The 19,628-nt window shown below is 55.4% G+C and carries 18 protein-coding genes and 4 tRNA genes; 8 read left to right on the top strand and 14 right to left on the bottom strand.

The genetic code is table 11. The features are described 5' to 3' along the window. Positions 1-22 precede the first annotated feature (22 nt). Positions 23-901, bottom strand: a complete 879-nt coding sequence (gene pldA, locus K5Y33_RS19795) for a phospholipase A (protein ID WP_101763749.1) — start codon at positions 899-901, stop codon at positions 23-25. A gap of 165 nt (positions 902-1,066) precedes the next feature. Between pldA and K5Y33_RS19800 the strand changes: the two genes are divergently transcribed. Both K5Y33_RS19800 and rarD read left to right on the top strand, forming a co-directional pair. Next, the gene (locus K5Y33_RS19800; RefSeq protein WP_101763750.1) at positions 1,067-1,537 is read left to right on the top strand and encodes a thioesterase family protein; all 471 of its coding nucleotides are present in this window, start codon (positions 1,067-1,069) and stop codon (positions 1,535-1,537) included. Between the two features lie 22 nt (positions 1,538-1,559). Then, positions 1,560-2,459, top strand: a complete 900-nt coding sequence (gene rarD, locus K5Y33_RS19805; protein ID WP_192236906.1) for an EamA family transporter RarD — start codon at positions 1,560-1,562, stop codon at positions 2,457-2,459. Here the strand turns inward: rarD and K5Y33_RS19810 are convergent. From K5Y33_RS19810 to K5Y33_RS19850, 9 genes are all read right to left on the bottom strand, one after another. After that, positions 2,430-3,482 (bottom strand): AbrB family transcriptional regulator, encoded by a 1,053-nt coding sequence (locus K5Y33_RS19810; RefSeq protein WP_101763752.1) that lies wholly within the window; start codon positions 3,480-3,482, stop codon positions 2,430-2,432. The two genes, rarD and K5Y33_RS19810, sit on opposite strands and share 30 nt — an antisense overlap. A gap of 145 nt (positions 3,483-3,627) precedes the next feature. Further along, positions 3,628-4,581 (bottom strand): magnesium/cobalt transporter CorA, encoded by a 954-nt coding sequence (gene corA, locus K5Y33_RS19815; RefSeq protein ID WP_008105777.1) that lies wholly within the window; start codon positions 4,579-4,581, stop codon positions 3,628-3,630. 310 nt (positions 4,582-4,891) lie between these two features. Beyond that, entirely contained in the window at positions 4,892-7,054 is a 2,163-nt protein-coding gene (gene uvrD / locus K5Y33_RS19820) for a DNA helicase II (RefSeq protein WP_222234954.1), read from the bottom strand. A 76-nt stretch (positions 7,055-7,130) separates the two neighbouring features. Then, positions 7,131-7,847: a 5-amino-6-(5-phospho-D-ribitylamino)uracil phosphatase YigB gene (gene yigB / locus K5Y33_RS19825; protein WP_192414420.1), complete on the bottom strand. Its 717-nt coding sequence runs from the start codon at positions 7,845-7,847 to the stop codon at positions 7,131-7,133. Then, complete coding sequence (gene xerC, locus K5Y33_RS19830; protein WP_222234955.1) at positions 7,847-8,755, bottom strand: tyrosine recombinase XerC; 909 nt, start codon at positions 8,753-8,755, stop codon at positions 7,847-7,849. Before xerC ends, yigB begins: the two co-directional genes overlap by 1 nt. Beyond that, positions 8,752-9,456, bottom strand: coding sequence for a DUF484 domain-containing protein (locus K5Y33_RS19835; protein WP_101763756.1), 705 nt, complete (start codon positions 9,454-9,456; stop codon positions 8,752-8,754). Before K5Y33_RS19835 ends, xerC begins: the two co-directional genes overlap by 4 nt. Next, the gene (gene dapF, locus K5Y33_RS19840) at positions 9,453-10,277 is read right to left on the bottom strand and encodes a diaminopimelate epimerase (protein WP_101763930.1); all 825 of its coding nucleotides are present in this window, start codon (positions 10,275-10,277) and stop codon (positions 9,453-9,455) included. Before dapF ends, K5Y33_RS19835 begins: the two co-directional genes overlap by 4 nt. A gap of 29 nt (positions 10,278-10,306) precedes the next feature. Continuing rightward, positions 10,307-10,510, bottom strand: coding sequence for a lipoprotein (locus K5Y33_RS19845; RefSeq protein ID WP_101763757.1), 204 nt, complete (start codon positions 10,508-10,510; stop codon positions 10,307-10,309). Between the two features lie 134 nt (positions 10,511-10,644). After that, the gene (locus tag K5Y33_RS19850; protein WP_101763758.1) at positions 10,645-13,206 is read right to left on the bottom strand and encodes a class I adenylate cyclase; all 2,562 of its coding nucleotides are present in this window, start codon (positions 13,204-13,206) and stop codon (positions 10,645-10,647) included. Positions 13,207-13,522: 316 nt separating this feature from the next. Here K5Y33_RS19850 and hemC point away from each other — a divergent pair, with 316 nt between their 5' ends. The 6 genes from hemC to K5Y33_RS19880 all read left to right on the top strand — a co-directional run bounded on the left by hemC (position 13,523) and on the right by K5Y33_RS19880 (position 18,457). Further along, a complete protein-coding gene (gene hemC / locus K5Y33_RS19855) occupies positions 13,523-14,464 on the top strand; it encodes a hydroxymethylbilane synthase (protein WP_192236889.1) in 942 nt (313 codons plus the stop codon). Continuing rightward, on the top strand, positions 14,461-15,201 hold the full coding sequence (hemD, locus tag K5Y33_RS19860; RefSeq protein ID WP_101763759.1) for a uroporphyrinogen-III synthase: 741 nt from the start codon (positions 14,461-14,463) through the stop codon (positions 15,199-15,201). Before hemC ends, hemD begins: the two co-directional genes overlap by 4 nt. A gap of 23 nt (positions 15,202-15,224) precedes the next feature. Then, entirely contained in the window at positions 15,225-16,355 is a 1,131-nt protein-coding gene (gene hemX, locus K5Y33_RS19865) for a uroporphyrinogen-III C-methyltransferase (protein WP_101763760.1), read from the top strand. 2 nt (positions 16,356-16,357) lie between these two features. Continuing rightward, complete coding sequence (gene hemY / locus K5Y33_RS19870) at positions 16,358-17,554, top strand: protoheme IX biogenesis protein HemY (protein ID WP_222234956.1); 1,197 nt, start codon at positions 16,358-16,360, stop codon at positions 17,552-17,554. A gap of 160 nt (positions 17,555-17,714) precedes the next feature. Then, complete coding sequence (locus K5Y33_RS19875) at positions 17,715-18,083, top strand: DUF6516 family protein (RefSeq protein ID WP_101763762.1); 369 nt, start codon at positions 17,715-17,717, stop codon at positions 18,081-18,083. After that, positions 18,080-18,457, top strand: coding sequence for a MarR family transcriptional regulator (locus K5Y33_RS19880; protein WP_110867920.1), 378 nt, complete (start codon positions 18,080-18,082; stop codon positions 18,455-18,457). The genes K5Y33_RS19875 and K5Y33_RS19880 overlap by 4 nt, the downstream gene beginning before the upstream one ends. Before the next feature lie 565 nt (positions 18,458-19,022). Here K5Y33_RS19880 and K5Y33_RS19885 read toward each other — a convergent pair. The 4 genes from K5Y33_RS19885 to K5Y33_RS19900 all read right to left on the bottom strand — a co-directional run bounded on the left by K5Y33_RS19885 (position 19,023) and on the right by K5Y33_RS19900 (position 19,482). Beyond that, positions 19,023-19,099: transfer RNA gene (locus K5Y33_RS19885), tRNA-Pro, on the bottom strand. Between the two features lie 37 nt (positions 19,100-19,136). Then, positions 19,137-19,223 (bottom strand) — tRNA-Leu (locus K5Y33_RS19890). 16 nt (positions 19,224-19,239) lie between these two features. Beyond that, positions 19,240-19,315: transfer RNA gene (locus K5Y33_RS19895), tRNA-His, on the bottom strand. 90 nt (positions 19,316-19,405) lie between these two features. Further along, positions 19,406-19,482 (bottom strand) — tRNA-Arg (locus K5Y33_RS19900). Positions 19,483-19,628: the final 146 nt, after the last annotated feature.

The following is a 19,628-nucleotide window of genomic DNA, read 5'->3' on the forward strand; positions in this document are numbered from 1 at the left end:
GTAATCCTGTCTTTGTTGCGGGTTAGAACAGATCGTTGAGCGTCACGCCCACGCCAAAGCGCGTCTGGCGATGGTTATAGTCGATTAATGATTCACCATAACCGCTGAAGACCTGCGTGTAAAAGCGCACGTGTTCAGAGATCGGGTAGCTCCAGGCGAAGGTTGCACCGCCAAAGCCGCTGTTCCAGTTGTAGTTACCTTCCACGCTGAAAATGTTCTCGCCCATCATGTAGCCGAGCTTGGCGCGGTAGTAACCCATGTATTTGGTAATGTCCGGGTTATCGTCATTGCTTTCACTTTCAGGCAGACGATACCAGGGTTTGATCTCTGCGAGCAGATTGCCGTTCTGCGCCATGAAGCGCGCGTAAACGCGGTTCCAGCTGCGTGAGGTCGGCTCGCTGCGGCCGTTCGACTGATGCACTAAGCCGGTTTCCACATCGCGTAAGGTCCAGCCTGCGAAAGTGTAATCGGTGGCCCAGCCGAGGAAAATTTGTGGCTCATAATCGGTTTCACGGAACGGTGATGACGCACCACGGTTCGAGAGCTGCCACCACGAGCGCTGAGTATAGGACGCCGCCAGCACCGAGTTATCGCCTAAAATGCCGCGCCACAGCGGAAACGCCAGGCTGAGCTGGAATTTTACTTCATCATTTTTAGCTTTGTCTGCCCAGTTGTACGAAGAGATCGCCTCTTTGTTCATGTCGCTGGTGTAGGTGTAGAGCAGATAGTTGTTTTCGTAAGGATAAAGCACGAACGGGTTATCGTGTTTCTCCAGCAGGTTAGCGATAATGCTGCCCTTCACTGCCGGTGCATCATGAACCTCTTTTATCGTGGCTTCTTCAGCCTGCGCCAGGCCAGGAAGGATCAGCGCCGCGGCCAGCAAGGCGTAATGCTTACGCATAGAATTCTCCAGAGAACTGCGTGTCGTAATCGTCAAGTGACGGTTCAAAAAGCAGGCCATTCTACACGCAAAACCTGCGGTTGATCAGCGCCGATTTCCGAAACTGGAAAGCGGCTCGAACGCGGCATAATATACACAACTCGTTAACATTTTAAGGCAGGCATTATGTCATCCCCGTTGCTGACACAGCAGGAAGCGCGTCGTCTGATTGGCGAAATCTTTGTTTATCACATGCCCTTCAATCAGGCGCTCGGATTAGAGCTGGATCGACTGGAAGCGGATTACGCCGAACTCGGCTTCGCCAATAAAACCATGCTGGTCGGCAACGCAGCGCAGCAGATTCTGCACGGCGGCGTGATCGCTTCAGTGCTCGATGTCGCGGCCGGGCTGGTGTGTGTCAGCTATGCGCTGACGCGTCAGGAGAGCATTACCGAGGAAGAGCTGCGTCAGCGCCTGTCGCGCATGGGCACCATCGATATGCGCGTGGATTATCTGCGCCCTGGCCGTGGCGAGCGCTTTGTCGCCACCAGCAGCCTGCTGCGCGGCGGCAACAAAGTCGCTGTGGCGCGCGTGGAGTTACATAACCAGCAAGGCGATTACATCGCCACCGCTACCGCCACCTACATGATTGGCTAATCAGTATTTTTGGAATGACATGATGGATTCGCAACAAACTCGCCAGGGTATTGGCTACGCGCTCGGCGCTTACTTCATTTGGGGCATCGCCCCCGCCTACTTCAAGCTGGTCAAAGAGGTACCCGCTACCGAGATCATGACGCATCGCGTGATTTGGTCCGCACTGTTTATGCTGCTGTTGATCACTTTGACGCGCAGCTGGGCGCAGGTACGTAGCGTACTGGCTCAGCCGAAAAAGGTGCTGCTGCTGGCGCTGACCGCCATCACCATTGGCGGCAACTGGCTGCTGTTTATCTGGGCAGTGAACAATCAGCACATGCTGGAAGCCAGCCTCGGCTACTTTATCAACCCGCTGATTAATGTGGTGTTTGGCATGCTGTTCCTGCGCGAACGCTTCCGCCGCTTGCAGTGGCTGGCGGTACTGCTGGCGACCACCGGCGTGCTGGTGCAGCTGTGGCAGTTTGGATCGCTGCCGATTATCGGCCTTGGCTTGGCGTTGAGTTTTGCTTTGTACGGTTTGGTGCGCAAAAAAATTCAGGTCGATGCGCAAAGTGGCATGTTGATCGAAACGCTGTGGCTATTCCCGCTGGCGGCGATTTACCTGTTTGGTTTTGCCGATAGCGCCACCAGCCATCTCAGCGCCAACGCCATGAGCCTCAATCTCAAGCTGGTCGCGGCGGGCATTATCACCACCATTCCGCTGATGTTTTTTGCTGCCGCCTGCGCGCGTCTGCGCTTATCGACCGTCGGTTTCTTCCAGTATCTGGGTCCGACGCTGATGTTCCTGCTGGCGGTGCTGTTCTACGGCGAGCGCCTGACGCCGGATAAAATGGTGACCTTCGGCTTTATCTGGCTGGCGCTCGCCGTGTTCATTATTGATGCGGTTGCGTTCTCAGCTCGGGCGCGCATGCGCGTAGCGTGAAATAAAACGCGCCAGCGCCGGACCGGTAAGCAGAATGGTGAACAGACGCAGCGTCTGCAGCGCCATGACAAAAGCCATATCGACGCGCGTGCCGGCCGCAATAATCGCCACGGTATCCAGCCCACCCGGGCTGGTTGCCAGATAGGCGGTCATCAGATCGACGTGTAGCACGCGCGTTAGCATCCAGGCTAATCCGCCGCACAACAGCATCAAACCAAAAATCGACAGCAACATTTGCGGCAGCGTTCGCAGCGCAAGTTTGAAAATCGGCCGGGTGAAACGCAATCCCACGCTCCAGCCAATCAGTGCATAGGCCAGCGCCAGCAGCCATTCCGGAACCTGCAAAGTCGCCACATCGGTGCCGTGCAATACCGCACCGATCAGCGCGGGTAGCAGCAAGGCACCAGAAGGAATTCGCAGCCTCTGGCCGAGCCACGCACCGGCGACCATCACCAGCAGCGTGAGCAGAAAGCTGCTGTGCAGCGCGGGAAACCATACCAGATCAGCTGCACCGCCGTGGGTGCCGAGGCCAATGCGCGCCACCACGGCCGCAGCGGTGGCGACAAACAGCACGCGCAGATACTGCATAAACGCCACCAGCCGCACATCCGCCCCGAAATCACCGGCCATCGCCACCATCGCCGAAGCGCCGCCGGGCGACGATCCCCATGCGCCGGTTGGGCCGGGCAAACTACTGAAGCGTACCAGAAGAAAGCCGGACAGGCCGCTGGCCGCCAACGTCAGCACCAGCACCGCCAACACCACCGGCCAATCCTGGATCAGCGGTGTGAGAATGCCCGGCGATAAGCTCTGGCCAATCATGCAGCCGAGCACCGCTTGTGCCAGCACGAAGAAACGTTTATCGATGCGAACAGTCGCGCCGGACAAGCCCATAAAGGTGCCGACGATCATCGGGCCAAGCAGCAAGGCCGCAGGAAGATGGAACAGCTGGAGGATAATCCCCAGCACTAACGAAGCAATCAGCAGCAGTGTCCACTGAAGTCGCAATGAGAAGCGCGCCATAGGAGAGAATCAGATAGTGAGCAGAGCCAACAGGTTACGCAGAAAATTTAAGTTTATCTACCAGGTCGCCATAAATGGCGCCCCTACATTTGTCATGAGCGGTTTTGTAGGGTCGTCATTCATGACGACCTGGACTTAAGAACGGTTACAACCAGTTCTTGCGTTTGAAATAGAGGTACGGCGCCAGGCCAGCGAGAATCATCAGGCTAATCGCGCCCGGATAACCAAAGCTCCATTTCAGCTCCGGCATAAACTCGAAGTTCATGCCGTAGCTGGATGCCACCAGCGTGGGCGGCAGGAATACCACCGAAACCACCGAGAAGATCTTGATGATGCGGTTCTGCTCAATATTGATGAAGCCCATTGCCGCCTGCATCAGGAAGTTGACCTTCTGGAACAGCGATTCGTTATGCGGCAACAGCGATTCGATATCGCGCAGGATTTCACGCGCCTGCTCCAGCTGGTTGCCCGGCAGACGCGCTTTGCGCACCAGGAAGTTGAGGGCGCGCTGGGTATCCATTAGACATAACCGCACTTTCCAGCCGATATCTTCCAGCTCCGCCAGACGTGACAGCGCCTGATCGTACTCTTCGCCCTGCTGGCCTTCCATGATCACGCGGCTGAGTTTCTCCAGCGCGCTATAGATGTTCTCGATCTCATCCGCCAGCTGTTCGATTTTGGTCTCAAACAGATCCAGCAGCAGCTCATAGGCGTTGCCATCGGTCAGCATCTGATTGCGCGCACGCATGCGATAGAGACGGAAAGCTGGCAGTTCGCGTTCGCGCAGCGTATACAGGCGATCTTCGCGGATGGTGAATGCCACGGTGGAGTTGCCAGCGTGGTCTTCGGCATCTTCAAAGAAGAAGAAGGAGTGAATGTGCAGGCCGTCTTCGTCTTCGAAGAAACGCGCCGAGGCTTCGATGTCTTCCAGCTCCGGACGCGTCGCCAGGCTCTGGCCGAGCTCGCATTGCACGCGATCGCGTTCGCTGTCGTCAGGTTCGATCAGATCGACCCAAACAGACGTGTTGAGTTTGTCGTTATCTTCTTCCAGCTCGATGCGCGTCAGGCGATTACGATCGAGTTTAAATGCGCTCAGCATAGCAATAACTCCCCATTTTTTCGGAATGGGACAAGGCGGTGACCACTGTAAATTACGGGCACGGCGAAGCCTGAACACGGAAACTTTCGCTTCAAGGGTAAATCAGTGCTAACTCACGCGACGAGAGTAAAAAAGGGAGGTCGCTGTTAACCGCTAAGGCTACCAGCTAAAAGAGGTAACCTTAGGAGTTCCTGTTAAACAGGTGATTGAGCCAGCATCGACTGGGCGCGTCCAAGGCATTGTCCTCTCATGATAATAGTGCGCGCATGTTACGCTGAGACGAAAAAGTCGTCAAGGTAGCGCAACCGCGCTACACCGTTTCCAGACGGGCGTAAGCCGCCACCAGCCACTTGATGCCCTGGCCCTGAAACGCCACTTGCAAACGGCTGTGTTCACCGCTGCCTTCGAGGTTGATGATGGTGCCCTCGCCGAACTTGGCATGGCGCACGCGCTGGCCGAGCGTGAAGCCGCTGTCGTTTTGCGCGATGGGCGTGCCCATGCGCTGATGGCTCACCGGACGGCTGACGCTGGCGCGCAAACGCACCTCTTCCACGCACTCTTCCGGCAGCTCACCGATGAAGCGTGATGGACGGTGATACACTTCCTTACCATAAAGACGACGGCTTTCAGCATAGGTGAGCGTCAGCTTGACCATGGCACGCGTCACGCCAACGTAAGCCAGACGGCGCTCCTCTTCCAGACGACCGCCTTCATCCAGCGACATCTGGCTCGGGAACATGCCCTCTTCCATGCCGACGATAAATACCTGGCTGAACTCCAGCCCTTTCGCCGAGTGCATGGTCATCAGCTGCACCGCATCCTGCCATTTGTCGGCCTGGCCTTCGCCTGCTTCCAGCGCCGCATGTGACAGGAACGCCTGCAGCGGCATCAGATCTTCGTCTTCGTCCTGATAGCTGAACTGGCGCGTTGCCGTGACCAGTTCCTCAAGGTTTTCAATACGCGCCTGGCCTTTCTCGCCCTTCTCCTGCTCGTACATCACCCATAAACCGGAGTCTTTAATCACGCGATCGGTTTGCACATGCAGCGGCATCTCGGCGGTTTCACTGGCCAGTGAATCGACCAACTCGCAGAAGCGTTGTAGCGCCGAGGCGGCGCGTCCGGCTAAGGCTTTGTTCTGCAACAGCTCGCGCGTGGCCTGCCACAAGGTGAGTTGCTGATCGCGCGCGGTCTGGCGCACCACATCGAGAGTACGATCGCCGACGCCGCGCACCGGCGTGTTCACCACACGCTCAAAGGCTGCATCGTCGTTGCGATTGGCCATTAAACGCAGATAGGCCAGCGCATCTTTAATCTCCTGACGCTCGAAGAAGCGCATGCCGCCATAAATGCGATACGGCATGCTGCCTTGCAGCAGCGCCTCTTCCAGCACGCGCGATTGGGCGTTGCTGCGGTAGAGAATGGCGCAATCCTGCAGCGCATTGCCGTTCTCGTGCCAGCTTTTGATGCGATTGACCACAAAGCGCGCTTCATCCAGCTCGTTGAAGGCGCAGTAAAGCGAGATCTTTTCGCCATCGCTGCCGTCGGTCCACAGTTCCTTACCGAGGCGGCCATTGTTGTTGGCGATCAGCGTGTTCGCCGCTTTCAGAATGTTGTTGGTCGAGCGATAGTTCTGCTCCAGGCGAATAGTTTCCGCGCCGGGAAAATCCTGCAGGAAGCGCTGGATGTTCTCCACCTGCGCACCGCGCCAGCCGTAAATCGACTGATCGTCATCGCCGACAATAATCACGCGGCCGGTATCACCCGCCAGCATGCGAATCCACGCGTACTGAATGTTGTTGGTATCCTGGAACTCATCCACCAGCACGTTGCTGAAACGCTCGCGGTAATGGTTCAGGATATGCGGCTTGTTCAGCCACAGTTCGTGGGCGCGCAGCAGCAGCTCGGCGAAATCCACTAATCCGGCGCGATCGCAGGCTTCCTGATACGCCTGATAGATGCGCAGCCAGGTTTGCTCAACCGGATTGCCGTAGCTTTCTATGTGTTTTGGCCGCAGGCCTTCATCTTTTTTGCCGTTGATGTACCACATGCCCTGGCGCGCAGGCCACTGTTTCTCATCAAGGTTCATCGCTTTGATCAGGCGCTTCAGCAGACGCAGCTGATCGTCGCTGTCGAGGATCTGGAAATCCTGCGGCAAGCCGGCATCAAGGTGATGCGCGCGCAGTAAACGGTGCGCCAGGCCGTGGAAAGTACCAATCCACATGCCGCCCTGGCTGGTGCCGATCAGCTGATCGATACGATGGCGCATTTCCGCCGCCGCTTTATTGGTAAAGGTCACCGCCATAATCGAATACGGCGAGCAGTTCTCTACCGACAGCAGCCAGGCGATGCGATGCACCAGCACACGGGTTTTGCCACTGCCTGCTCCGGCCAGCACCAGCAGGTTGCTGCGCGGTGCGGCGACCGCCTCGCGCTGTTTGTCATTCAAGCCGTCAAGCAGATCAGAAACGTCCATAAGCACCGTTCGCGAAAGAAAATGAACTCAAATCCACACTGCTGCGGATAGAGCTGTATATATTTACATGTGTGGATTATAGCAGCGAGGTCAGAGATGCCAACCGATCAATTTCAACATGCGGCAGCAAACGCGCATCGTCGATCTTCATCAGATTGCCTTCACGCAAATTGATCCAGCAGGCTTGCATACCGGCACGCAGCGAACCGGCAACATCGGTGGTGAGATCGTCGCCGACGTGCAGAATGTGCTGCGGTGCGATGTTCAAACGCTCAGCGGCCAGATGATACATATCCTGCCACGGCTTGGCGCGACCGTGCGGACCGGCACGCAGCGCGAACTGGAAGTAATGATTAATACCGAGCTTTTCCGGACAGGCATTGCCGTTAGTGATCGCCACCAGCGGCACGCGCTCGCCCAGCCACGTCAGCGTTTGATGCGTCTCTTCCGGCATATCAACTTCACTACGCCACTGATGGAAGACGCTCATCACGTCGCTGGCACCGGCGGTGGCTTCCGCTTTGGATAAGCCGACATTGAGCAGCGCCAGCTCCACCGAGCGACGACGCCATTCAGACACGTCGTGATAAATTTCCGGCTCGCGCGCCAGCAACTCATTGCGCAGCGTCTGATAATCCGCCGGGGTGAATTCTCGCAGAGCTGGATGATACGCCTGCAGCGCAGCGTGCGATTCGGCAGTGGTTTTGCGGATGACGGGATGGTTGTCATACAGCGTGTCGTCGAGATCAAAGGTGATTGCTTTGATTGGGCCGAGCGGACGATAAAACTTCATTAAGACTTTCCTCGTTTGGCACGCGGATGGGCCGCATCGTAAACCGTCGCCAGATGCTGGAAATCCAGATGGGTGTAGATTTGCGTGGTCGCCAGATTGGCGTGACCGAGCAGTTCCTGTACCGCGCGCAGATCGCCGCTCGATTCCAGCAAATGCGTGGCAAAAGAGTGGCGCAGTTTATGCGGATGAATATGGCTGGCAACGCCTTGCTTGATGCCCCATTCGGCAAAACGCTTCTGCACGTTGCGCGTCGAAATCCGGCTGCCGCGGCTGGAGACAAACACCGCATCATCCTGCGGCGCAAAGCTAGCACGCAGCGGTAACCAGTGCTGAATCCAGGTAACCGCCGTGCCGCCAATCGGTACGCGGCGCTCTTTGCTGCCTTTACCCAGCACCCGCACTTCACCCGCCTCCAAATCCATGTGGCGACAATCCATATTCACCAGCTCAGACAGACGCAAACCGCCGCCGTACATGGTTTCCAGCATCGCGCGGTCGCGTACCGCCAGCGGATCGTTGAGATCGATCTCCAGCAGTTGGTTAACTTCGTCGACATCCATGTTTTTCGGCAGATGGCGCGCATTACGCGGCGTGGAGATGCCTTTAGCGGGATTGGCGCTCAACATGCCCTGATGCACTTGCCAGTCGAGAAAACTGCGCAGCGCCGACATGCGCAGCGCCAGACTGCTGGCGCCTAAACCGCCCCGCCGGCTGCGTGCCGCCAGGCTGCGCACCTGCGCCGGTTCCAGCTGCGACCAGCTCGTCAGCTTCATCTCATCGGCCATTGCCATAATCGCCTGCAATTGCCGTTGGTAATTCTTTTGCGTCAGCGGACTCAGCTGGCGCTCGACCTTGAGATAACGCAGAAAGTCATCCACGGCCGGCAGCAGCGGACTGACGTGACTCATGCGCGTTCAATCCAGCGTGACAGCAGATCCGGCAACATTTGCGCCAGATGCTGCAGCAGCAGCGTACCCATGCCCGCCTGATAATGCTGATTATCGCGGCTGGTGAACATTAATATGCCCAGCTCGCCGCGTTCGCCCATTAGCGACATCGCTACCGAGCCAATCGCTTTGGCCTGCGGCAACAGCAGTAGCAATTCCGGACCGTTCAGGCTGCCGAGATAGTGATGTTCATTGCCGAAGCGCTGAATGCGCAGCGGTTCGAATGCCTGACGTGACAAGCCGAGCTGGGTGAAATCAGAGGGTGCGCCGATGTGCCACTTGTCATTGAACACGCGTACGTGTGCGCCGGCCAGACCCAGTTCGCGCGCCCAACGGTGCAGACGCGTTAGCATCTCTTGCAAGCTGTCGGCGGCGGCGAGATGACCTTGCAGCGCCAGCAGGCGATCAAACAGCTGATGGTTGGCGGTAGCCTGCTCCATCAGCAGCGTGATCTCCTCTTCTAACTGCTGGATGTGGTTGCGCTGCCGCGCCATATGCCACTCCACCAGCGAAACACTGCCGCGTACCGGATGCGGCACCATCATCTGTTCAACCTGGCGCGCATTGCGAATAAAAAAATCGGGGTTTTGACGCAGAAATGCGCTTACCGATTGATCGTCCAGCAAAACCTCGCTTTCGGTTTGCTCTTCGACATTTTTCATAGATGAATAAACCCATCGTAGACGTGTGTGGCTGGACCGGTCATAAACAGCGGCTGCCCTTCCCCTTTCCAGGCAATGTGCAGCGTTCCGCCCGGCAAATCGACGCGGACATTTTCCGCCAGAATGCCCTGCTGAACACCGCAGGCGACCGCCGCGCAGGCGCCGCTGCCGCATGCCTGGGTTTCGCCTGCGCCACGTTCATACACGCGCAGACGGATGTGTTCACGATTGACCACTTCCATAAAGCCGACATTGACGCGCTCCGGGAATCGCTCGTGGCTTTCCAGCTCTGGGCCCAGCGTTTCCACCGGCGCGGTTTTCACGCTTTCTACCTGAATCACGCAGTGCGGATTGCCCATCGATACCGCACCAAACATCACGGTTTGCTCGGCCACCCGCTGCAAATAAAGGTTCTCTGCTTTATTCGCGCGGAGCGGCACGCTTTGCGGTTCGAAGTTGGGTTGACCCATATTGACGCGCACCAGCTCATCATTGGTAACGCTGAGCACCATGCGGCCGGTTTGCGTGCTGACACGAATGTCGCTTTTATTGGTCAAACCTTTCAGACGCACAAAGCGGGCAAAGCAGCGTGCACCGTTGCCGCACTGCGCGACTTCGCTGCCATCGGCGTTGAAAATGCGGTAATGGAAATCGAGATCCGGATCGTAAGGCGGTTCAACGATCAGTAGCTGATCAAAACCGATCCCCTGATTTCTGTCCGCCAGGCGGCGAATCAGTTCCGGCGAAAAAAAGACGTTTTGCGTCACAGCATCCACAACCATAAAGTCGTTGCCGAGACCGTGCATTTTTGAGAACTGCATTTTCTGCTCCGCCGGATTACTCATAGAGTTTAGTTGGCCTGCGAACCAGGCTTGCTGGTGACCAAACCACCGACATCAGCATCCTGAGCCGCTTTTTGCTGCTGCGCGGTGACCTGCTGTTTCGGCTTGTTTGGCTGATCTTTCGGCGGGAAATACAGCGGTCCTTTTAGGCCACAGCCTACCAGGCTGACCAGTGCCAGCGCCATACCCAGCTGACTCATCACTCGTATCATTCTGTCTGCTCTTCTGTCCTAAAGCCATGGTTGCTTATCATCGCAGTTGACGTTGTAAAAGCAACAGGAAATAGCCGCATTTCCTGCGGCAGGTCAGAGTAACAGCGCATCCCGCCGCGCGAACGCGGGCGGGATCAATGCATTTGATAGCGCGGCTGGAAGTCGCCGTTGTCGTTGTCAGGCTGGGTGGCGCAGAGCTGCGTCAGCGTTTGGCTGCGGAAAGGAATCACCTGGAAACGTTCGCCAGTGTTCACAATCTGGTAGAACTGCGGCAGGTTAAAGTTGATAAAGCTGGAGCCGTAAGTAAAACGGTCATGCGACGATGAGTAGAATCGACTCACGTCACGCACCAGCTCCTCTTTACTGCCTTCGCAATGGTGATAAACCTCAACGCGATTGGTTTCGTCGAGGATATAGATGTTGAAGCCGCGATCGTCATTAGTATCTTCAAAGAAGAACTGAATGATGCCTTCGCTGGCGTAGCCGTTCACCACCGGCGGCAGCGGCGTCTGGTTCGATTCCACTTTAATCGACAAGCCATGCAGCTTGTTGTTAGAAATCGCGCCATAAAATTCCACGGCGTTTTCCAGCTTCTGCACCGACACGCTCATGCGTTCGAAGAATAAGCCCCAGGTTTGACCCGCCATGCGTAACGCTTTAAAGCGGCCCGGTTCCTGACGCGTGCTCGACAGACGCAGCTCAATGCATTCCGAAACCAGCTGCTGCACGCGAGTACGAATTAAACCGCGCAGATGCTGGCTGTAGCAGAATACTTCCACCGTATCCGGCGGCGCAGCATCCTGATGCATTTTGCCGAGAATGGTTTTCAGCGCCTCAATCATCGCCTGCTCACCATTGAAGTGCAGCGTACGCACTTCATTCCACGAGTTGCGATAGAGCAGATCGATGCTGCCAATCAGACATTGCTGCTGCTGACCGAAGCTGAACACATCCAGCTTACGGAAATCAAAATGCACCACCTGATTGCGGAATGCGGAGGTAGGATCGTGTTCCAGGTTAACGATAATCGCTAAGTGACGAATTTCGCACGGGCTGTAGAGCGCTTTCGGCGTCGGTGCTGGCACGCGCAGCGGGAAGTGGCTCGACACATCGTTAACCAGTTCCTGCAGACGCGGCAGATCGCACAGATCGTTGCCCTTCATATGCAGACGCGTTTTACTGGTCAGCAAACCGTTAAACCACGCCCACGCCACCAGCTTGTTCAGATAGCGATTATATTCCAGCGGCTGATGGCTGATGATGGAACTCATGTCTGGCGATTGGTTATACAGATACCAACCGGCGCGATTAGCGCGGCCCGCCGGGACATGAATAAAGGTAAGATTCTCTTCCGAGAGATCGGGCGAAATCTGCGGGTTCACTAAAGTGACTTTACCCGGCAGCGCCTCGAACGCGGCATACAGTTTACGCGTCAGCACGCCGATATCCTGCGGGCTGGCGCTGACGCTTAAATTGTTGCGACGCGCAAAGCGAATCAGGTTGCGATAGCTCTGCATCATCGCATCCAGCAGCTCGTTGTGCGCTTCGCGTACCCGTTCGATTTTCCACTGCGCGCGGTTATCCAGTACCGCTAACTTCTCTTCATCCCAGCCCCACTCTTTAACCAGCTGCGATAAGATCTCGCGCCGCCAGCCGGTGCGCTGATGATGGTGATCTTCGCTCGAGAGCTTTTCACACACTTTTAAATAGAAACATCGACGCACTAAATCGAGGCGCGCCATGTCATCAACGCTGGTGAGATAGCGCGTCACGCGCTCCAGCATCATGCAGTAAGGATCGAGACCGAAGGAGACAATTTCGCCGTCGTGCAGGCGCTGCTTGATGTCCATCGACAAGAGCTGCGTGTCGGGATATTCCCAGCTGTAGGCTTCCAGCAGCAGGGTTTTCAGCACCGCTTTATACGGCGAGTCGATACTTTTATACAGCTGCCACAAGCTGGCACCGAAATACTCTTCCGCCGACAGCGTGCCAAGGCCGCCGAGATCCAGCCACTCATTCGGCGTCAGTACGCCTTGTGAATAGAGCGACATGACGTAATCGTCGTAATGGTGCTCCTCTTCGCCAGGCACCATATTCCACAGGATGCGTTTACCCGCCATACGCACGGCGGTACGGTAGAACTCATCCAGTAGCAAAATATGTTGGGTAGAACCGCAGTCTTCACCGCCGAGGCTACCGCTTTCGTTATGGCGGAAACGGTTCTCGTCAATCAGGAAGAAGCTGACTTCCACACCCATCGACACACACCATTTCTGCAACAGCGTACACTTACGCTGCAGATTAAGGCGCTCTTCATTATCCAGCCACGATTGGTGGCATACCCAGATGTCGAGGTCGGAAATGCTGTTTTGCCCAACCGACGAGGTGCTGCCCATTGAGTAAATGCCGGTAATTGGACGTTCGCCCGCGACGGCGGCGGTGAGATCGAGTGGTTGTCCACCCGCTAAGTTCTGCAGCAGCTGGAATTGATTTTCATCGGGCGTGTAAAGGCAGACGCCATGCGGAACGCTACCTTCGAGGTAGCCCGGCATCAGCGGATGATGGTAATGCAATAATGTTGGCAGCAGACTGTAGACTTGCTGGAAAGCAGGCCCCATGGCAGCCAGTGCGCGATCTACACGCAGCTGGTTAATCGCATCCAGTCTCTGTTTCAGTGTCTCAATGTAGAGGTACAAGACGTTTCGCCTGATTGTCCCAGTGTTAAGCACCCTGTTTCCGCATTCTGCCGCTTAATAATAAAGATATCGGGCAAATAATTGCTGGAAACGTGATCAATCTAACACCCGGAGGATTGACCGTAAAGAAAGTTGCGCTACTTAACAGTTTAGCATGTTCCGACCGTAGCCCTGCTTTTTTCAGACTTCGACACAAAACTGCGACCCGCAAGATCCAGGCGCAGTCTGACATCGCGGCCTTTTCAATCCGTTGAAACTGACAGCATTCCCCTATCAATGATAGGATATTCGATGAACGATCAAAATGGTTAACAGCATGTTAAACAAAATTTTCAGAATTGCTACCAGACAAAGTCCCCTTGCTTTGTGGCAGGCACAATATGTCCAACAGCGTCTGATGGCGGCTCATCCGGGTCTGCAAGTTGAGTTGCTGCCGATGGTCACCAAAGGTGATGTCATCCTTGATACGCCACTGGCAAAGGTTGGCGGCAAAGGGCTGTTCGTTAAAGAGCTTGAGCTGGCAATGCTGGAAGGCCGCGCCGATCTCGCCGTGCACTCAATGAAAGATGTGCCGATCGATTTTCCAGAAGGCCTCGGTCTGGTGACCATTTGCGAGCGTGAAGATCCGCGCGATGCTTTCGTCTCCAATCGTTACAACAGTGTTGATGAGCTGCCACAAGGCGCGGTTGTCGGGACGTCCAGCCTGCGTCGCCAGTGCCAGCTGAGCGCCCGTCGTCCGGATTTAGTGATTCGCTCACTGCGCGGCAACGTCGGCACGCGTCTCGGCAAACTCGATGCCGGTGAATATGACGCCATCATTCTGGCGGCGGCCGGTTTGAAGCGTTTAGGTCTGGAAGATCGCATCCGTCAGGCAATGCCTGCCGAGATCTCCCTGCCCGCCGTGGGTCAGGGCGCCGTCGGCATTGAATGCCGCGCAGATGATGAGCAATTGATTACGCTGCTACAGGCGTTGAATCACGACGATACCGCCGTGTGCGTGCGCGCCGAACGCGCAATGAACACGCGGCTGGAAGGCGGTTGTCAGGTGCCTATCGGCAGCTTCGCGGTGCTGGAAGACGATCAGCTGTGGCTGCGCGGATTAGTTGGCTCACCGGACGGCAGTCAAATGGTGGTCGGCGAGCGTCGCGGTCCACGCGATCACGCCGAAAGAATGGGGGTTTCGCTGGCCGAAGAGCTGTTGGATGGCGGCGCGCGCGACATTCTGCGTGAAGTGTATCAAGGTCAACCGCCAGTATGACCATCCTCGTGACCCGCCCGGAACCGGCCGCCACTGAACTGGTCTCGCGTTTGCGCAGCCTGGGCAAGCTGGCATGGGGCTTCCCGCTGATTGAATTTACGCCGGGTCGCGATCTTATCCATTTGCCAAGCCAACTTGCGGCGTTACAGCCAGGCGATCTGGTGTTTTTACTGTCGCAGCAGGTCGTTACTTTCGCCGAGCCCGCTTTACAGCAAAGCGCGACAACATGGCCTGAAGCCCTCAACTATTATGCTATTGGTCGCAGCACCGCTTTAGCCCTGCATACCGTCAGTAATCTCAAAGTAGACTATCCTCATGCGCGGGAGACCAGCGAAGAGCTGGTGCGCCTGAACCGTCTGCAGCAGGTTAGTGGCAAACGCGCGCTGATTCTGCGCGGCAGTCCGGGGCGCGAGTTGCTGGCAGAAACGCTGATTGAACGCGGCGTTGAGGTGCAATACTGCGAGTGCTATCAGCGCTGTGAAAAGCACTACAACGGCGCGACTGAAGGCCGACGCTGGCGCGATCGCGGCATTACAACGCTGGTGGTAACCAGCGGCGAAATGTTACAACAACTCTTTTCTCTGTTTCCGCCAATTGATCGTCGGGAATGGTTACTGCACTGTCGGCTTGTGGTCGTCAGTGAACGTTTGGCTACGCAAGCCGCTGAATTAGGCTGGCAGGACATTGATGTAGCCGATGGTGCCGATAACGATGCGCTGCTGCGCGCGTTACGCTGAACTTAACAATGGGATGAGCCATAATGACGGAACAAAAAGCCTCCTCCGCCATGGTTGAAGAAACCACCCCAGCGGACAATTCTCCCTCGCCAGCAACCAAACCACCTCGCGATAAAAAAGGCGATGGCAAGGTGTTGAGTGCCGTGGCGATTGTGATTGCGCTGGCGATTGGGGCGGGACTTTACCTTAATGGGAAACACCAGGCCGATTTACAGGCTCAAACTAACCAGAATCTCAGTGAGCAGCTGAGCGCCTTGCAGCAGCAACTGGGCAGCGACAAACAGCAGCTGACGCAACAGCTGGATAGCGCCAACAGCGCCTTACAGCAGGCGCGCACGCAGCAGGATAACAGCGCAAAAGAGCTGGAAACCCTGCGTGATAAAGTCGCTACCATCTCTGGAAACGACACGCGTACCTGGCTACTGGCGCAAGCGGACTACCTCGTCAAACTGGCGGGCCGCAAACTGTGGAGCGATCAGGATGTCACCACCGCGGCAGCGTTATTGAAAAGTGCTGATTCCAGCCTGGCCGACATGAACGATCCGAGTGTGATGAACGTGCGTCGCGCCTTAACGCAGGACATCAGTTCACTCTCCGCCGTCAGCCAGGTTGATTATGACGGCACCATCCTCAAGCTTAATCAGCTGTCGAACGGCGTCGATAATCTACGCCTGGCCGACAACGACAGCGATGATTCGCCTATGGACGCCGATGGCGGTGAACTCTCCAGTTCGCTGCACGAATGGCGTCAAAATCTGGTGAAAAGCTGGCATAACTTTATGGATGATTTCATCACCATCCGCCGCCGCGACAACACCGCGCAGCCGCTGCTGGCACCGAATCAGGACGTTTACCTGCGCGAAAACATTCGTTCGCGCCTGCTGATTGCGGCTCAGGCCGTACCGCGTCATCAGGATGAGATCTACAAACAGTCTATCGATGCGGTATCAACCTGGGTTCGCGCCTGGTATGACACCAACGATGCCGCCACCAAAGCCTTCCTTGCACAGCTGGATGAATTGAGCCAGCAAAGCATTTCAATGGATGTGCCGGATACGCTGGAAAGCCAGCCGCTGCTGGAAAAACTGATGCAAACCCGCGTACGTAATTTGCTGGCTCAGCCATCGGTTGCTGCTGATCAACAAGGAGGCTAACCATGCTGAAAGTATTGGTGCTTTTCCTGCTGCTGATTGCGGGCATTGTGGTTGGACCGATGGTAGCCGGCCATCAGGGCTACGTGCTGATCCAAACCGACAACTGGAACATTGAAACCAGCGTAACCGGCCTGGCGATCATCTTGATCCTCAGCCTGCTGGTGATTTTGTTGGTGGAATGGATTCTGCGTCGCCTATTCCGTACCGGCGCACGCACACGCGGCTGGTTCACCGGCCGCAAGCGCCGTAGCGCGCAGCGTCACACGCAAAGCGCGCTGATGAAACTGGCGGAAGGTGACTTTAAACAGGCCGAAAAACTGCTGTCGAAAAATGCCGACCACGCCGATCAGCCAGTGGCAAACTACTTGCTGGCTGCCGAAGCGGCACAGCAACGCGGTGACGAAATCCGTGCTAATCAGCATCTGGAGCGCGCTTCTGAGCTGTCGGTGAATGACACGATTCCGGTTGAAATCACACGCGTACGTCTGCAACTGGCGCGCAACGAAGATCATGCGGCACGCCATGGCGTTGATCGCCTGCTGGAAGTCGCGCCGCGCCATCCGGAAGTGTTGCGTCTGGCAGAACAAGCCTATATTCGTACCGGCGCATGGGGCGCATTGCTCGACATTCTGCCTGCGATGCAGAAAGTGCAGATCAATGATGAAGCACAGCGCGATGCCTTGCAGCAGCAAGCCTGGCTGGGCCTGATGAACCAGGCGATGGCCGATCAAGGCAGCGACGGTTTGAAGAAATGGTGGCAAAACCAGAGCCGCAAAACGCGTCAGGAAACCGCCTTGCAGGTGGCGATGGCAGAACATCTGATTGAGTGTGACGATCCGGATACCGCACAGAGCATCGTGCTGGAAGGTCTGAAACGTCAATATGACGATCGTCTGGTATTGCTGATGCCGCGCATCAAAAGTGGCGATCCGCAATCTCTGGAGAAAGCATTGCGTCAGCAGATTAAACAGCATGGCGCCACGCCGCTGCTCCATAGCACGTTGGGTCAGCTGCTGATGCGTCATGGGGAATGGCAGCAGGCAGCAGAAGCGTTCCAGCAAGCGCTGGCGCAGCGTCCGGATGCGTTTGATTATGCCTGGCTGGCCGATGTTTACGACCGCCTGCATCGCCCGGAAGATGCTGCCAAAATGCGTCGTGAAGGCCTGCTACTCACGCTGAAGACCAATTCCAGCGCCTGATTTTACGATTGTTACTTTTGTGCACGCCGGGCTTGTCCCGGCTTTTTTTTGCCTGCAATTTATCGCTAATCAATATCCTGATCTGTTTCGATCATTACCGTGTGGGCCTGATGAAATTTTACACAGCAACATAGATTTGTTATGATCGGGTCATAAGTATATGGATGATGAAGACTACGGATTAAATACGCTGATCGACATGGATGGATATCGATTTACTTATGAGAGCGGATATTGGTGGAAAATTGAGGTTCGTAAAGAAGCACCGTCGAAGTTCAGGCCGCATGGCATAAGGTACAATCTTACCTTCCATAACAATTACAACACCCGCATCTTCGGCATAGATAACGCTCATGCCATTAAGCCGCCGAAGAGAGGTTTTTCAGGTAAATGGACGGTTTATGACCATCTGCATAAAACCTCTGTTGATTCTGGGCAGCCCTATTTCTTTGTTTCGGCCAGCCAACTGCTCGAAGACTTTCTGGAAAATGTAGACAAAATCATTGGTGAAAAAGAGGGTAAATCATGAAAGCGCTCATCGGCATTATTTCTCCAGAGAATATGCGTAATCGCATGCTGAGCATTGCGAGTGGGCAGTACAAACCTGAGGCTGATGAACCCAAAGTTTGGTTTGCGTCCGTAAACGCGATTGCGCAGGTGCTTAGCAATGAGAACATCCTACTTCTCAAGCTTATGCACGAGCGCAAACCTCAGACCGTTACAGAGCTGGCGGAGCTTTCGGGACGTCGAGTCAGTAATCTGTCTGCGACGCTGAAAACGTTGGAAGGTCACGGCTTTGTGAGCCTGAAGAAGATAGGCAAAAAAAAAATTCCTACCGCACTTTTCACTGAGTTCGATATACGCGTGACCAGTGAACTCATCGCAAAACCCGAAGCGGCTTAACTGAACCTTGCGTTCCGAAGCCGAATCTACCCTTCGCCATATTACAGACAAAAAAACACCTGCCATAAGCAGGTGTAAGATCAGGTCGTTAAGACAACTGATGGCATCCGACTCAACGTAATGTCCTTCTTACTGCAGTAAAGCGTGCGCAAATACTGCCAGGCTGGACAACGGATGCCGTAAGGGGCTCTGCATCATTCCCAGGTTTATGTAGCATCAGCAAACATAAGAGGTGGAATGAGCATCTACAGGTAGATTATTGCACAAGACGTGCCAAAGTTGCAGCACGTGCAATAAGCTATTTAATATCAACAGGATATAGTCCCTGCCACAATCCCGGTGTTAGCCACTGTCGGTAAAACGCGACGATCATTCAATAAGCTGTCTCCGCAGAACGACAAGCTATGCAAGGAATTGTCATGCCCATATAAATCAATGAGTTATATGTATCTAAATAGCGACAATGTGCGGAATTACGCTCAAAGGAAATGATGGGAAGAGTTGAGAATATGAATGGCGGATACAAACGAAAAAAGCCTGCTTTTTCAAGCAGGCTTTTCGAATATGGTCGGCGAGAGAGGATTCGAACCTCCGACCCACTGGTCCCAAACCAGTTGCGCTACCAAGCTGCGCTACTCGCCGATTTTTTACTTCTTTAACGCTACAGCGTAATTTTGCCTGGTGCGAAGGGAGGGACTTGAACCCTCACGTCCGTAAGAACACTAACACCTGAAGCTAGCGCGTCTACCAATTCCGCCACCATCGCGTGACCGAGCAAAATCTGGGGTGGCTAATGGGACTCGAACCCACGACAACTGGAATCACAATCCAGGGCTCTACCAACTGAGCTATAGCCACCATAATTCTGGTGCGTAAGCGTGTTTCGCTTACTAATTCACTGCATAACGCGGTCTAACCAACCACCGAAGCTCTTGCGCACAAACTAAATGGCGCGCCCGACAGGATTCGAACCTGAGACCTCTGCCTCCGGAGGGCAGCGCTCTATCCAGCTGAGCTACGGGCGCGTAGCGCCGTTGCGGATGGGCATACTACGGGCTTGACCTCATACTGTCCAGCCCTTTTTTAGAAAAAAAACGCGTTTGATTACGCTTTGTGCATTCCATCGATAATTACAGCAGTTTGAGGCGCTTACCCTCTCATTTTCGCTGGA

The organism is Pantoea sp. DY-17, assembly GCF_019795975.1.
GTDB classification, from domain to species: Bacteria; Pseudomonadota; Gammaproteobacteria; order Enterobacterales; family Enterobacteriaceae; genus Pantoea; species Pantoea leporis.